Origin of the sequence: Paenibacillus sp. VCA1 (assembly GCF_031583795.1) — a bacterium.
In the GTDB taxonomy this organism is placed as follows: domain Bacteria; phylum Bacillota; class Bacilli; order Paenibacillales; family Paenibacillaceae; genus Paenibacillus_AQ; species Paenibacillus_AQ albilobatus.
In genome coordinates this window covers 306,705-320,037 of sequence record NZ_JAVLSX010000004.1, presented here as the reverse complement: position 1 = coordinate 320,037, position 13,333 = coordinate 306,705, and the positions used below count along the sequence as shown (strand labels likewise).

Annotated in this window: 17 protein-coding genes and 1 pseudogene; 3 read left to right on the top strand and 15 right to left on the bottom strand. The window is 49.7% G+C overall.

Annotation, left to right across the window (positions count from 1 at the left end; all coding sequences use genetic code 11):
* Positions 1-156: 156 nt before the first annotated feature.
* The 4 genes from RJP21_RS10735 to RJP21_RS10720 form a co-directional block, all read right to left on the bottom strand.
* The gene (locus RJP21_RS10735) at positions 157-330 is read right to left on the bottom strand and encodes a hypothetical protein (protein ID WP_310859251.1); all 174 of its coding nucleotides are present in this window, start codon (positions 328-330) and stop codon (positions 157-159) included.
* A gap of 209 nt (positions 331-539) precedes the next feature.
* Positions 540-710 carry a hypothetical protein gene (locus RJP21_RS10730; protein WP_201452218.1) on the bottom strand — a complete coding sequence of 57 codons (171 nt, stop codon included), beginning with the start codon at positions 708-710 and terminating at the stop codon, positions 540-542.
* Positions 711-838: 128 nt separating this feature from the next.
* Positions 839-2,212 carry a Na+/H+ antiporter NhaC gene (nhaC, locus tag RJP21_RS10725; protein ID WP_310859250.1) on the bottom strand — a complete coding sequence of 458 codons (1,374 nt, stop codon included), beginning with the start codon at positions 2,210-2,212 and terminating at the stop codon, positions 839-841.
* 443 nt (positions 2,213-2,655) lie between these two features.
* On the bottom strand, positions 2,656-2,775 hold the full coding sequence (locus tag RJP21_RS10720; RefSeq protein WP_160044411.1) for a dihydroorotate dehydrogenase: 120 nt from the start codon (positions 2,773-2,775) through the stop codon (positions 2,656-2,658).
* A gap of 149 nt (positions 2,776-2,924) precedes the next feature.
* Between RJP21_RS10720 and RJP21_RS10715 the strand changes: the two genes are divergently transcribed.
* Positions 2,925-3,236 carry a hypothetical protein gene (locus tag RJP21_RS10715; protein ID WP_310859249.1) on the top strand — a complete coding sequence of 104 codons (312 nt, stop codon included), beginning with the start codon at positions 2,925-2,927 and terminating at the stop codon, positions 3,234-3,236.
* Positions 3,237-3,294: 58 nt separating this feature from the next.
* Here RJP21_RS10715 and RJP21_RS10710 read toward each other — a convergent pair whose 3' ends face one another.
* From RJP21_RS10710 to RJP21_RS10700, 3 genes are all read right to left on the bottom strand, one after another.
* A complete protein-coding gene (locus tag RJP21_RS10710; RefSeq protein WP_310859248.1) occupies positions 3,295-3,906 on the bottom strand; it encodes a DL-endopeptidase inhibitor IseA family protein in 612 nt (203 codons plus the stop codon).
* 112 nt (positions 3,907-4,018) lie between these two features.
* Entirely contained in the window at positions 4,019-4,243 is a 225-nt protein-coding gene (locus RJP21_RS10705) for a LexA family transcriptional regulator (protein WP_310859247.1), read from the bottom strand.
* A complete protein-coding gene (locus RJP21_RS10700; protein WP_310859246.1) occupies positions 4,233-4,445 on the bottom strand; it encodes a hypothetical protein in 213 nt (70 codons plus the stop codon). Before RJP21_RS10700 ends, RJP21_RS10705 begins: the two co-directional genes overlap by 11 nt.
* 203 nt (positions 4,446-4,648) lie before the next feature.
* Here RJP21_RS10700 and RJP21_RS10695 point away from each other — a divergent pair.
* Positions 4,649-5,057: pseudogene (locus tag RJP21_RS10695) on the top strand (BBE domain-containing protein); the annotation flags it as partial.
* Between the two features lie 472 nt (positions 5,058-5,529).
* Positions 5,530-6,048 (top strand): hypothetical protein, encoded by a 519-nt coding sequence (locus RJP21_RS10690; protein WP_310859244.1) that lies wholly within the window; start codon positions 5,530-5,532, stop codon positions 6,046-6,048.
* On the opposite strand, the gene RJP21_RS10685 is transcribed toward RJP21_RS10690, so the two are convergent.
* The 8 genes from RJP21_RS10685 to RJP21_RS10650 form a co-directional block, all read right to left on the bottom strand.
* Positions 6,049-6,234, bottom strand: coding sequence for a hypothetical protein (locus RJP21_RS10685; protein WP_310859243.1), 186 nt, complete (start codon positions 6,232-6,234; stop codon positions 6,049-6,051).
* A 290-nt stretch (positions 6,235-6,524) separates the two neighbouring features.
* On the bottom strand, positions 6,525-7,853 hold the full coding sequence (gene glnA / locus RJP21_RS10680; RefSeq protein WP_160044404.1) for a type I glutamate--ammonia ligase: 1,329 nt from the start codon (positions 7,851-7,853) through the stop codon (positions 6,525-6,527).
* Positions 7,854-7,886: 33 nt separating this feature from the next.
* Positions 7,887-8,300, bottom strand: coding sequence for a MerR family transcriptional regulator (locus RJP21_RS10675; protein WP_160044403.1), 414 nt, complete (start codon positions 8,298-8,300; stop codon positions 7,887-7,889).
* Positions 8,301-8,384: 84 nt separating this feature from the next.
* Positions 8,385-9,638, bottom strand: coding sequence for a methionine gamma-lyase family protein (locus tag RJP21_RS10670; RefSeq protein WP_310859242.1), 1,254 nt, complete (start codon positions 9,636-9,638; stop codon positions 8,385-8,387).
* Positions 9,639-9,669: 31 nt separating this feature from the next.
* A complete protein-coding gene (gene hflX / locus RJP21_RS10665) occupies positions 9,670-10,959 on the bottom strand; it encodes a GTPase HflX (RefSeq protein WP_310859241.1) in 1,290 nt (429 codons plus the stop codon).
* Positions 10,960-11,002: 43 nt separating this feature from the next.
* Complete coding sequence (locus RJP21_RS10660; RefSeq protein ID WP_310859240.1) at positions 11,003-11,989, bottom strand: AAA family ATPase; 987 nt, start codon at positions 11,987-11,989, stop codon at positions 11,003-11,005.
* A gap of 79 nt (positions 11,990-12,068) precedes the next feature.
* Positions 12,069-12,728, bottom strand: coding sequence for a YdcF family protein (locus RJP21_RS10655; RefSeq protein ID WP_310859239.1), 660 nt, complete (start codon positions 12,726-12,728; stop codon positions 12,069-12,071).
* Positions 12,725-13,282 (bottom strand): ribonuclease FAU-1 family protein, encoded by a 558-nt coding sequence (locus RJP21_RS10650; protein WP_036708258.1) that lies wholly within the window; start codon positions 13,280-13,282, stop codon positions 12,725-12,727. The genes RJP21_RS10655 and RJP21_RS10650 overlap by 4 nt, the downstream gene beginning before the upstream one ends.
* Positions 13,283-13,333: the final 51 nt, after the last annotated feature.

Sequence of the window (13,333 nt, the reverse complement as noted above, 5' to 3'; positions counted from 1 at the left end):
TATGAACCCATTATGCAGGGAATCGGCGGACAACGGGAGGTGAGAAATTCAGGTTTTAGGTTTGTATTCTATAGATTCTATCCAATAAAACGAAAAATCCCCCGAAACGGAGGATTCAGCGCATTGTTATGATGTAGTGGTATTGTGTCGCTGCAGCTAAGCCGATACAAATTGCAAAATTCCCAGTAAAATCAGAGCTAAAAAAATGCCAAAAATAACGTACAAAACGATGCGTAGACCTTTAGAGCCCTTTCGCGTTTCATAGAGCTGCTGCTCTAAATCGGCCACACGCTCTTCCAACGCCCGGTAACGTTCATCCTGCTCGCTCATCGTTACGTTCCTTTCCCCCTGAATCGATTTCTATTAGATTACAAAAGATGGGTCGATTTGTAAATCCAATGCAACCCGAAACATCCCAGGACTTTGGCTCGGGGATTGGTCGGATTCGAAAAATGCGGGGTTCGTCGTTCGATCAGTTGCCGGTAGGTTCCCAAAAAAAGCACGCAGCAGGTCGGCCTGTGCGCGCTTTTTTCCATTCGTTATTTTTCTTCCAGCTCATCCGGTACGTCGTATTTATTGATATGCGAGGTCATCGCCGCAACGGCATCGTCGACATTGGTCGTGGCGGGTTCGCGCCGAACGACATCGTCGGTCTTATCGTGAAAGTTCAAGCGGTCCGCTTCGGCTTCTTTATATTTATTCGTTTCCATTCGTAATGCTCCCTTCTTTTTGCCTGTTTCTGAAAAACTCCCCTATAGGGATCGCTTTTACTATGCTCTAAGGCTCCAAACCTTATGTGCGCGAAGCGGTGATGATTTGCCGGGTTACGCCGAACCTGTTAATGCTTACCCAGCGAGTTTTTCTGCAGCATCGGGATGAGCGCCAAAGCAAACGTAAACAGCGGGCTGACCCACAAAAAGGTTGCGTATGGAACGTATTCGGTCACCGGGACGCCCAGCGCAGCCGCAAAAAAGGCGCCGCTGACGCCCCATGGGACAAGCGGGTTCACGAGCGTGCCGCAGTCTTCGAGCGTTCTGGCAAGCGTTTTGGCCGGTAGGTTTCTGCGCTCGTATTCGTCCTTGAACATCTGTCCGGGCAAAAGGATCGAAAGATATTGCTCGCCCGTCATTGCGTTTACCGCGATCGAAGACGCCCCTGTCATCAGGACGATGCTGCTGCCCTTCTTCAGCGGCTGGATTGCCTTGCGGAAAAAAGCTTCGATCACGCCGCAATGCTGAAGCAATCCGCCAAGCGATAACGCGATCAAGATCAGGGAAACGGACCACATCATCGACTGCAAACCGCCGCGGTTGACGATGGAAGCGACCGTTTCATTGGCGATGGCGCTTTTATAGCCGCTTTGCATCACATCGAACCAGACGTCGACGGCCGTTTCATGTTGAACGATTGCGGTCACAAGCAGGCCGGCAGCGATGCCGACGATCAATGTCGGAAGAATCGGAATCCGTTTGACGGAACAGGCAATAACGGCAAGAGGCGGCACAAGCGTTAGCCAATGAATATGAAAGCCTTCTTTTAATGCAAGCTTCATTTGTTCGATGGACGATAAATCGAGCTGACCGGCATGTGGCGCAAACAGAAAAAAAGCCGTCGTTACGATCAATGCCGGAACCGTCGTGTACATCATGTTGCGGATATGCGTAAAAATGGAGATGCCGGCGACGGCCGGGGCAAAATTCGTCGTATCGGATAGCGGCGACATTTTATCGCCGAAACACGCCCCGCAAATCACCGCTCCGGCGGCCAAAGCCGGGGAAACTCCCGTCGTGGCGGCAATTCCCATAAAAGCGACGCCGACCGTGCTTACGGTCGTAAAGGAACTGCCGGTAAACATGGAGACGACGATCGTAACATATAGGGCGCTCACCGCAAAATAATGCGGGTTGATGTAATCCATGCCGAAATATAAAATCGTTGGCACGGTGCCGCTCATCATCCAAACGGCGATCAGTATGCCGATGAGCGACAAGATGAGAATCGGCATAATGGCCGTCTGAATGCCTTGAATAATGGCGGTTTCGAGTTTTTTCCAAGGCGAACCGAATAACCGCAGCAACACGGCCGTTCCCACCGTCGCTGCAAGCAGCGGAAGATGCGGTTCCGCCTTAAACAGAAAAATCGATACGAACAAAAACGCAAGAATAAACATGATGATCAAGATGCTTTTCGGAAAGCTTAGCTGTCGGTTCATGCTGATGATACTCCTTTACGTTGCTAAAGCGAAAACATGGTTTTGACTTTACTGAAATCATGAATCGCCTTTTTCACTTTTAAGCTTTTTGGCTTTTTTGCATTGAAGCACAGGGAAACAATATATACCATAACAATGAAGGCGTCAATGTTAGCAACATGCAAGACAGGATTTTTCCGCCAAAAACGGCCAAATCGCCCCGCAACAAATCTGCAGGTTCACGCGTTTAACCTATGTCAGTATTTTGCAAAATTCGATTCCTACTGCTCCCGGGTACAATTTATAGACGAATGAAACCGTTTCGCTCTGCTGCATCCCGCTAGTTTTATTATACTTATGGCATATTTTCGCCAGCATGCCGCTGATGCCTTAAAAGACGCAATGCAGCACGAAAAGCCCCTGCCGGCATCAAGCCGGCAAGAGCTGTAAAGATTATGATTCACTTAGTAAATGAAAGCTCTGGTGATAATAACGAGCAAAATAAAGAGCACCAGAATTGCACCTACACTGCCATACCCGCCATAGCCGTATCCTGCGCCAACACCTCCGACGACTTCACTCATGTTTTCACCCTCCTTTTCAGAAGCATACGTTATTTTATGAGAAAGCTGTAGGGAGGTCAGGGCCAAACGGTAATGTTGCGGATAAATCGTTATTAGTCTATCAACCAAGCCGCTCGACGGCTCACTCGAAGGATTCGGAGGGAAGGGAATTGACCAGATTGCTGAATGGGATCGGATGCGTATTGATCCTCGGAGGGATCGTCATGGGATTTATTTTCGGGTTCAAAGATGATCCCGGTATTCATTGGCTTAAAGCGTTCTCCTGGTGGTTCGGCGGCACGGTTTCCGGCGTATTGTTCTTCGCGTTTAGCCTGATGCTGGAATACCTTGAGCAAAATAACGAGTTCCTCAGGGAACTGCTGGACCGCACTCAGGAGCAAGCTCAGCCGCCCCCGTCTTTAGGAAACTCGAAAGCATCGCTAAAATCGCTGCGCGGGTATAAAATGAAATCCAGGGACTAAGAAAAAAAGACCCTGTCATCAGGATCTTTTTTATCGATTTTATATAAGATAAGGCCGTTTAAAAAATAGAATGCGGCGCTGTTGCCACACGCCAGTAATCTCCGACCTTCTCAAACTTCACGGTAATGTATTCAGGGCCTTGCCGGTGTTCCGGATAGGGGACGCACAGCTTGTAAACCCGTTGTGTCGGGGTCATGGACAGCATTTTGGCGGTAGCCTTGCCGAACTCGAGAATGTTGCCCGTGTCTGCATCAAGCTGGGCGAGACGCCCCTCGTGGGTAATGAAATATTTGTCCACGAAAAAAGCTGCTGCTTGCTCGGTATAAGACTGCTTCAGGTAATCCATCAGCTTTGCGCGGGTTCCGATGTCATCGGAGAGATAACGGTACTGCCGTCCGTTCAGTTCGAAGCTTTCGCTTCCCCCTTTTCCGCCGCCCATGGCATAAAAATATCTTTTTTCGGCTTCGACGACCAATGGCGCAACGCTCGTACTGTTCAGCTTCGTGATGATCGTCGGATTGGTAACGATGACTTTTTCCGCCGTATTGGCAGGCAGAGGAGCTTGTTTATTCCCCGATGCCGCTCCGGCTGCTCCGGCAGTTGCCGACAGCATGCTTACCGCCAAAACCGCTGCAGTCAGTGTAAACCCTATTTTCTGATTTAATTTCATATGTATCGCCTCCACCATCTATACGAAACAAAGTTGGAATAAGTTTCATTTCCCCGGGTTAATCCGACAATTTTTTTAGAACCCAAAACAGAGACCGATTGCGGCCTCCGTTTTAGCCCTCCCGCTCCCACCCTTGCAAAATCCGAATCGATTCCACATGGCGTTGATCCTCCCAAAGAATGTACGACTGTTTTTCCAATTGAATCAGCGATTGCATAATATGCTGCTTGGATTTGCCGGTTTTGATCATAAGCTCATGCATCGACGGCATACGCCGCCGGCCGCTGGAATAGTTGTACAGGATTCGGAGAATCTTTCGTTCGATGTCAGCAAGCATTCGGTCTCCGCTCTCCTTTCGGAACAGGTTTCCAAGCCAAAATGTTCTCTGCCCGAAACGTGCGGGGCGCTGTGGACGTCAAACAGATGGCTCTCACGATACCATCGCGGATCCCTTTCACCTCGATTTTCCGCTGCGTAATTTTGCCTGTGCGATCCAAATACACGATTTCAACGACTTGCCCAACGCATTTGATTGGCATGAGAACCACCCTCTTCACAGGAACGTTTGTTCTTATTATATGCAAACGCGCGTTCGATATTCAATGGCAAAAAAATCCTTCCGCCGTTTTTACAAGGTGTTAGTAAAAGACCCCTCGAACCTTTCGGCGCAAGGGTTTTCGAATGAGTAACGCGTAATATTGATCTCGTTCCCATAACTTACTGTTTATGGGGGCATATTGCGGGCATACACCCATTCCCTGACAAAGCTTTTAAAGTCATGCGCGAGTTTCTGGAAAAAGCAGAGGGAGGCACTCCAGCCGGCTTTTTCTTCCTTAACTGGGGCGGCGCCGTAAGCCGGATCACACCTCGAGCCACCGCATTCTTCTGGCGAAAAGCTAAATTTTATGTCGAATGGAACAGCTCATGGGTGAAGCCATCCCATGCCGCGAGAAATATTGCCCTAGTTCGGAACACGAGAAAGAAGCTGCAGCAATATATTGTCGGCTCCTATATTAACGTTCCAGACCAAGGTATCAAAAATTCGGGCCCGGTCTATTATGAGAAAGAACTACGCCAGATTGAAAAGAGTAAAGAGGAAATACGACCCGAATAACGTATTTAACAATCCGCAAAGCATTCCGCCAGCTTAATGAAAGAAGAGCTGACATCGGAGCTATATAATTTGATTCAAAAAATTAGTTGCAAAAAATCAAACGATCACAATCCAAAAAGAACAAGCCGAGTGGCTTGTTCTTTTTGGTTATTGGTTGGCCTGGATTTGAGTAAGAATGTATGATTTTACTGCTTCATAAATTTAGCCTTTCTTCATATCTCAAATATAATTTTATGTAAGGAAGAGTGACCTTTTGCTTTGCATTCAAAAATTCCTTACCTGTTAACATAAAAAAACGCATTACCTTCGAAGTAAATTAAGCGTTTATTGAGTAAATGGGATTTAACTTTGGAAAACATTGCCGATGCACTAATTAATCGTATTAAACCACTTTACAATTTTTAACCAATTCTATTATATAAGTGGAGTTTTATTCAACAAAATATAGTAGATATGGAGCTATGAACAAAACTTACATGATGACGGGCAAGTTGGAGGAAAAGAGAATTATGAAGAAGAAAAAGGCAATATTAGTTTTATCCTTAGTTCTGGCAACAACGGCGGTAACTGCTTGGGCCGCTTCTCCAGATAGACAACAAGATGCGAATGTTTCGGAATCTATAGTCGGATTTCAACCCGTGGATTCAGAAAATAATACTCATGTTAGTGATGATGGCATTGTAACCCCTGATGTCATCGACAAGGCATGGAGTGCCACAATGATTAATGGGTCGGGGTCATCTGCAAACTCTTATTTTTCCGTTAACCCTGGAAATGGTTATCTCAAGCTTCATTTGGCTAATTACTCAAGCACTTCAGTAAGAGTTACCGTGACGCATATAGACTCTGGATATGTATACTTCGATAAAACCATTAATCCTACCAGCTCCAAAGATTACTTCAGCTGGCTTGAAGGAGCTCCTCAAGGACTGCGTACAGGAAGCTATCTTATTCAGTACATTGGTGGAGCACATTCAGTAAATGGGGAGCATTGGGGAAAACTCGCTTCATCTACTGCTGATTTTTAATTATACGGACAGAAAAAAGCCGAATTTACGCCACATACCAATTACATCAATAATCACAGCGAATTGGTCTGCATCAAAGCGTTCGTATACTTTTATTTGTGTATCATCCATCATGAAATCACTTCTAACTTCAAAAAGAAAAGTAACATACATTGCAGCATTTATAGGAAGCGCGATTCTTTCCATGTTTACACCTTGGTTTATTTGTCTCCCTGTATTATTAGTCGTTATAGCAGCAGATCTTTATTTAACGAAAAAGTCGGTACATAGCTAGGCGGCGAGTAAGAGTTTCTCCCTTCCTTTTCAATTAAATAATCACAAATATCTTTTTCTAACCAGTGACTCTTTAATTTCAATTCCATTCCTGAACGGTTGAACTAGTTCATGTAACTTTGCATCTCTACACGCCTACAACCCTCTCCGCTTCCCACAAAATTAAAAACCCCTCGCACCATACGGTGCAAGGGGTTTTCGTATTAGTAAAGCGTCATGTATTGATCGCGTTCCCATTGATGAACTTGCGTGCGGTACATATCCCATTCGATTTCTTTCAGTTCGTAGAAATGGGCCATGGCATGCTCGCCAAGCGCTTCGACGATGACTTCGTCGCGAACAAGCTCGTTCAGCGCTTCTTTCAGGTCAGCCGGCAAGCTTGGGATGCCTTCTTCGATGCGTTCTTCTTCGGACATCACATAGATGTTTCGGTCGATCGGCGCCGGAAGCGGCATCTCTTTGCTGATTCCGTTCAGGCCGGCACGGAGCATCACGGCAAGCGCCAAGTAAGGGTTCGCCGCCGGATCCGGGTTGCGGACTTCGACGCGGGTGCTAAGGCCGCGGGAAGCCGGGATGCGGATCATCGGGCTGCGGTTGCTGCCGGACCATGCGACGTAGCAAGGAGCTTCGTAACCTGGAACGAGACGTTTGTAAGAGTTCACGGTCGGGTTCGTAATCGCGGCAAACGCGCGCGCATGCTTAAGGATCCCCGCCATGTAATGGCGTGCTTCTTTGCTAAGGCCAAGCTCGTCTGACTCGTCATAAAATGCATTGACGTTGCCTTTGAACAACGATTGGTGGCAGTGCATGCCGGAACCGTTCACGCCGAACAGCGGTTTGGGCATAAAGGTCGCATGAAGGCCATGCTGGCGGGCGATGGTTTTAACGACCAGCTTAAACGTTTGGATCTGGTCCGCCGCTTTAACGGCATTTTCATATTTAAAGTCGATTTCGTGTTGGCCCGGCGCCACTTCGTGATGGGAAGCTTCGATTTCAAAGCCCATTTCTTCCAGCGTCAGCACGATTTCGCGGCGGCAGTTTTCGCCAAGGTCCGTCGGAGCCAGGTCGAAGTATCCGCCTTGGTCGTTCAGTTCCATCGTAGGGTTGCCTTTGTCGTCGGTTTTGAACAGGAAAAATTCAGGTTCAGGACCCACGTTCATGGAAGTATAACCCATTTTTTCGGCTTCTTTCAGGTTTCGTTTCAAAATACCGCGCGGATCACCCGCAAACGGCGTGCCGTCCGGCATGTAAACGTCACAGATCAAACGTGCGACGCGGTCCTCGGTGACCCAAGGGAAAATAACCCATGTATCCAGGTCCGGATACAGGTACATATCGGATTCCTCGATGCGAACATAACCTTCGATGGAGGATCCGTCGAACATCATTTTATTGTCGAGAGCTTTTTTCAATTGGCTCACGGGAATTTCAACGTTTTTGATCGTGCCGAGCAAGTCGGTAAATTGAAGACGGATAAAACGGACATTTTCTTCCTCTGCAATGCGAAGAATATCTTCTTTTGTGTAGCTCACAGGATCCTCTCCCTTTCCAATGGTGAATGTTGTTTATTTTTTATTAAAAAACCGGGACAATTCGCCTTGGATCAAAGATACCTGACCCGGTCTCTTACCCGAAACAAGCTGCTGCTTCAGCAGGCGGTGCAATTGCGATTCCGTCATTTCCTTCCGCTTCACTTCCGTGTCCGCGGTAATGACCGTCGCTTCCTCCGATTCCTTGGTCACCGGGTTCATCACCTGCTTAATGCCGGCGATATTGACGCCTTTTTCGATCAACGATTTGATTTCAAGCAATCTTTCCACGTCGTTAAAGGAGAACAGCCTTTGATTGCCCGAGGTGCGCGCAGGAACGATCAGGTTATGCTGTTCATAGTACCGGATTTGTCTTGCGGACAAATCGGTCAATTTCATCACAATCCCAATGGGGAACAATGCCATGTTTCTGCGGATCTCATCACCCATGACTCATCTCAACCTTCCAGTAAACTTTTCTCACTCATATTGTACCTTTCCTGATCTCATGCGTCAATGACATGTCAGAAAAACTTACAATAAATTTCGCTCTTTCATCCGCTGCAATGCCAACATGACCCCAAACTTGACATGGGAGTATGTCAAACCGCCCTGCATATACCCGATAAAAGGTTCCCGGATCGGCGCGTCCGCGGACAATTCCAGACTTCCGCCCTGAATGAAGGTGCCTGCCGCCATAATAACTGGATGATCATAGCCAGGCATGTCCCACGGCTCGGGAACGACATGGCTGTCCACCGCTGCGGCACGCTGAATGCCCTGCACAAAAGCGATCAAATGCTCCGCGCTCGTAAACGAGATGGCCTGAATCAAATCCGTGCGCGGTTCGTTCCAAGCCGGCTTGGTCACAAACCCCGCCTGTTCGAACATCGCCGCTGCAAAAATGCTGCCTTTCAAGGCTTGTCCCACCAGCGTCGGAGCCAAAAACAGCCCCTGGTAAATGCCGCGCGTCGTTCCGAGCATGGCTCCGACTTCGCCGCCGATGCCCGGAGCCGTCAGCCGGTAAGCGCACAAATCCACGTACCGCTGCCGCCCGCAAATATATCCTCCGGTTTCGGCTATGCCTCCGCCCGGATTTTTGATCAGCGATCCCGCGATAAGATCGGCGCCCACTTCGGTCGGCTCCATCATCTCCGTAAATTCCCCGTAGCAGTTATCGACAAACACGATGACGTCAGGTTTGATCTCTTTTACTTTTCGGATCATCTCGCCGATTTCGCCGACGGTAAAGGATGAACGCCAATCATACCCTCTCGAACGCTGAATGCCGATAACCTTCGTCGACTCATGGATTCCGGCGCGCACCGCATCCCAATCGATCCCGCCTTCCGCCGTTAGCGCTGCTTCCCGGTACGCGATGCCGAAATCCCGAAGCGAACCCGTTCCGTCGCCTTCTTTTCCGATCACTTTATGGAGCGTATCGTAAGGGCGTCCGGTAATGTAAAACAGCTCGTCGCCCGGTCTTAACACGCCGAAAAGGGCTGTCGAAATCGTATGCGTTCCGGAAGCAAAATGCGGGCGCACCAGGGCGGCTTCAGCCCCGAATACGTCCGCATATACCAAATCAAGCACTTCTCTTCCCCGGTCGTTATAAGCATATCCCGTCGAACCCGCAAAGTGGAAATCGCTGACTTGATGGCGCTGGAACGCTTCGATGACTTTCCATTGATTGTGGTCGATGACGCGATCCAGCTTCCGAAATTGTTCCGTGATCCGCTCTTCCGCGGCTTCTTTCCATTGTTCCAACTGTTCTGCGAATTGTACCATGTCTTTCGAATTTCTCCTCTACATATCCCATTTAATCCTTGATCAGGTACGGCTCCACCATATGCCCCCATTTTTCGTAATCGGGCTTGTGAACCTGCACCTTATAGATCATATCATGTTCATCCGGTTTTTGCTCCAATACATCGCCGATCCGGTACAACATGGCCATGGCGTTGCCGTCCGCCGGCGGTACCCGGAACGACAGAATCCCCCCGGCCAAACGGTCCTGGATCGCCTGCTTGAGGGCCAGCAAATCGCCTTGGTTCAATGCGCTCATTTTCATGTATCCCGGACCGGAAGGAAGCATTTCAAGCTGCTCCGGCGTGCAGGCATCCTTTTTGTTGAACAAGATCAGCTGCGGTTTATCCGCGGCCCCGAGTTCTCCCAAAATGGCATCGACGACCTTCATCTGCTCCTCCCGCATCGGCGACGAAGCATCGACGACATGCAAAATCAAATCCGCCTCGTTGGCCTCCTCCAGCGTCGCCCGGAATGCCGCGACAAGATCATGCGGAAGGTTTTGGATAAACCCGACCGTGTCGGTCAAAATGACCTCGCTCCCCCCGGGAAGCTCCAGCATGCGCGAGGTCGGATCCAGCGTTGCGAACAGCTGGTTTTCGATATAAACGTCTGCGTTTGTTAATTGCTTCAGCAGCGTCGACTTTCCGGCATTCGTATATCCGACGAGCGCGATTTGGATGGCTCCGCTTTTTTGCCGCCGGCCCCGGTACAGCTTGCGGTGTTTGATGACCGCTTCGAGCTGCTTTTTCAAATCGCCGATGCGGCCGCGGATATGGCGCCGATCGGTTTCGAGCTTGCTTTCGCCCGGACCGCGCGTTCCGATGCCGCCGCCCAGCCGCGACAAATTTTTGCCGTGGCCGGAAAGGCGCGGAAGCAAATAAGAGAGCTGCGCCAGCTCGACCTGAATGATCCCTTCGCGCGTTTTGGCGCGCTGGGCGAAGATGTCCAAAATAAGCTGCGTGCGGTCAATGATTTTAACGTCCAGGCTTTGCTCCAAGTTGCGCACTTGCGCCCCCGACAGATCATGGTCGAAAATGGCGGTGTTCGCCTGAACCGCAAGTATGGACTGCCGAAGCTCCTCGACCTTGCCTTTGCCGATCAGCCAGCGGGCATCCGGCACGTCGCGGTTTTGACTCATGACGTCAAGCACTTCGACGCCGGCCGTTTCCGCAAGGCTGACCAGTTCCTGCAGCGAATGCTCCGGGTCGATGCCCGAACGTTTGACCTCGTCGGTCACGAGGCTGACCAGCACAGCCCGGTCGCGTGTCGTCATATTGGTATCGTATGTCGTATGTGCCAATGAATAAGTGCCCCTTTTCCGCAGCCTTCAGCTCTTCCTAGCATCATGTCGAACCCTTGGCTTCGAGCTTGAAGTCCTCCGTTCTAAGCGTCATCAGCTCAAGCTTGCCCGGATTGGTGTTCGAATACAGATTCAGCAGCCGCACGGCCTGGTTGCGTATCGATTTTTCGATCGTGTTGCGCACGTACCTGGCGTTGCTGAAGGCATGTTCGGTTTCGTTTTTTTCCTGAATCAAGTGCTGCCTAAGTTTCATTATCGCCTGCGGCATCAGAATGTAATCCCGTTCCTTCGCCATCAGCTCGGAAATTTGAATCAACTGGTCCACCGTGTAATCCGGAAACTCTATCTGAATCGGAAAGCGGGAAGGCAGCCCGGGATTCGTCTGCAAAAAACAATCGATTTCGTCCGAGTAGCCCGCCAAAATAAGCACGAACTGATTTTTATGGTCTTCCATCGCTTTGACCAGCGTATCGATCGCTTCTTTGCCAAAGTCTTTTTCCCCGCCGCGGGCCAAGCTGTAGGCTTCGTCGATGAAGAGGATGCCTCCGAGCGCCTTTTTGACCAGGTCCCTCGTTTTCTGTGCGGTATGCCCGATGTATTCCCCAACCAGATCCGCCCGCTCCACTTCGATCAAATGCCCTTTGCTGAGCACCCCCATCTTTTGAAAAAGCTTTGCGATGATCCGGGCCACCGTCGTTTTCCCCGTTCCCGGATTTCCTTTGAAGACCATATGATATACCTGCCCTCCGCTGACCAGACCCGCTTCCTGACGCAAATGCGCGATTTGCAAAAGGGCGTAAATTTCAAACACGAACTCCTTAATGTTTTCGAGGCCTACCAGTTTATCCAGCTCTTTCTGAATTTCCTGGTACAAGGTGTGCTGTACCACGCTTTTTTGCGCCGGCGCAGGTTCCTTTTCGGGAACGGCGCTGCTAAGTACAGGAGGCTCCTGGCTGCGTAAAATCACATTGATTTGTCTGGATGGCCTGCCTTCCGGCCGGCCGTTCGCGGCCGCAACACGCCCGTTCATGCATCCATCACCTCATATCTTTTCGCAAGTTAGTTTCTCTATTCAATGTATTCTAGTTCGGTGACGGTTATTAGCAGTTTCAGGCCTTTTTCCATCCAAGCCACAGCAGGAACTCATCGAGCTTCCACTTCGTATAGGCCAGCACTTCGCGCGGCTTATGATATTTCATTTGGAGCGTTTTGGACTCGGTTAACCCGAGCTTCGGATCGTCATAGTTCAAAAAGTCCGCAATATCCTTCGAGCGCATGCCGTGATATTGATGCGTCACGATCACCGCGCTTTTGAAGCCGCGGTCTTTCATGATTTGTTTGCTGAACAGGAGATTTTCGTAAGTGCTTCGCGCTTTGTTTTCCAAAATGATAGCCGATTCCGGGACGCCTTGCTGAACGAGATAGTTTCTCATCCCTTCCGCTTCGGTATATTTGTTGCCGGGCTTGTCCAGTCCGCCGCTGACAATCATGACTCCGAATTTCTTTTCCTTATAAAGGATAAGCGCTTCGTCCAGCCTTTCCTTCAGCCCGGGACTTGGGGCGTCGCCCCACATGGAAGCTCCCAGCACGATGCCGACATCACGCGGTTCGTTCAGCGCAGAGCTTGCCGCGTGATCCATTTTCCACCAGACGTACCCGCACCACAAAAGTCCTGCGATGACCAAAACGGTGATGGCTGTCAGCACTCGCTTCACGGGTGAGCGCCTTTTTCCGGTCACGACAACCGGTCCTTGCTCATAACGATTCATGTTTTCCTCCTGAAATCTCCATTCTCGAACAGCCGCTTGCGGTGATCCAGCGACATTAGGAAGTAAGGAAACGTATGGGCGTTTATCGCATGCAGCACTTCCCTTGCGGTCGTTGTCGCAAGCATGTAGTCCTCTTTCGTAATGACGCCGCGGGCGAGCGCTTCCTCCAGCTCATCCTCGTCGAGCAGAAACACCTCTCCGTTTCTCAGGACGACGATATCCAAGTACAGATCATCGAACCAGGGAACCCCCTGCTCGGTTACGCCCTGGGTCTTGCACGTGTCTATATACCACTGAATGATTTCTTGTCTTTCATCAAACATGGCGGTCACGATATAGTGGCTGTTTTTTGGGAAATACTGCAGCCAGGAGTAGCCCTTATCCGCAATCCGATACGTATGGGTTCCATAATGCTTCCAAAGCGGCTCTTTTAAGTTGTAAATGGTGTACAGCGTTATGTAGCCGGTAAATTTCTCGCTTTCAACATAACGGCAGGCAAAACGCCGGCGGGAAATCCGGCGCCAGTTCGCGCGATCTCCAAATTTTCGTTTCATGGAAATTTCCCTCTCCAATATGTTAGCTTCAGCTTATCACATTTAGGAAAC

Coding starts and splice junctions, on each gene's coding strand:
- RJP21_RS10685 (WP_310859243.1), bottom strand. CDS start 6,234: ATGGAAAGAATCGCGCTTCCTATAAATGCTGCAATGTATGTTACTTTT.
- RJP21_RS10735 (WP_310859251.1), bottom strand. CDS start 330: ATGAGCGAGCAGGATGAACGTTACCGGGCGTTGGAAGAGCGTGTGGCC.
- RJP21_RS10720 (WP_160044411.1), bottom strand. CDS start 2,775: ATGAGTGAAGTCGTCGGAGGTGTTGGCGCAGGATACGGCTATGGCGGG.
- RJP21_RS10675 (WP_160044403.1), bottom strand. CDS start 8,300: ATGGGTGATGAGATCCGCAGAAACATGGCATTGTTCCCCATTGGGATT.
- RJP21_RS10650 (WP_036708258.1), bottom strand. CDS start 13,282: ATGAAACGAAAATTTGGAGATCGCGCGAACTGGCGCCGGATTTCCCGC.
- RJP21_RS10670 (WP_310859242.1), bottom strand. CDS start 9,638: ATGGTACAATTCGCAGAACAGTTGGAACAATGGAAAGAAGCCGCGGAA.
- RJP21_RS10710 (WP_310859248.1), bottom strand. CDS start 3,906: ATGAAATTAAATCAGAAAATAGGGTTTACACTGACTGCAGCGGTTTTG.
- RJP21_RS10655 (WP_310859239.1), bottom strand. CDS start 12,728: ATGAATCGTTATGAGCAAGGACCGGTTGTCGTGACCGGAAAAAGGCGC.
- RJP21_RS10690 (WP_310859244.1), top strand. CDS start 5,530: ATGAAGAAGAAAAAGGCAATATTAGTTTTATCCTTAGTTCTGGCAACA.
- RJP21_RS10705 (WP_310859247.1), bottom strand. CDS start 4,243: ATGCTTGCTGACATCGAACGAAAGATTCTCCGAATCCTGTACAACTAT.
- RJP21_RS10660 (WP_310859240.1), bottom strand. CDS start 11,989: ATGAACGGGCGTGTTGCGGCCGCGAACGGCCGGCCGGAAGGCAGGCCA.
- RJP21_RS10700 (WP_310859246.1), bottom strand. CDS start 4,445: ATGCCAATCAAATGCGTTGGGCAAGTCGTTGAAATCGTGTATTTGGAT.
- nhaC (WP_310859250.1), bottom strand. CDS start 2,212: ATGAACCGACAGCTAAGCTTTCCGAAAAGCATCTTGATCATCATGTTT.
- RJP21_RS10730 (WP_201452218.1), bottom strand. CDS start 710: ATGGAAACGAATAAATATAAAGAAGCCGAAGCGGACCGCTTGAACTTT.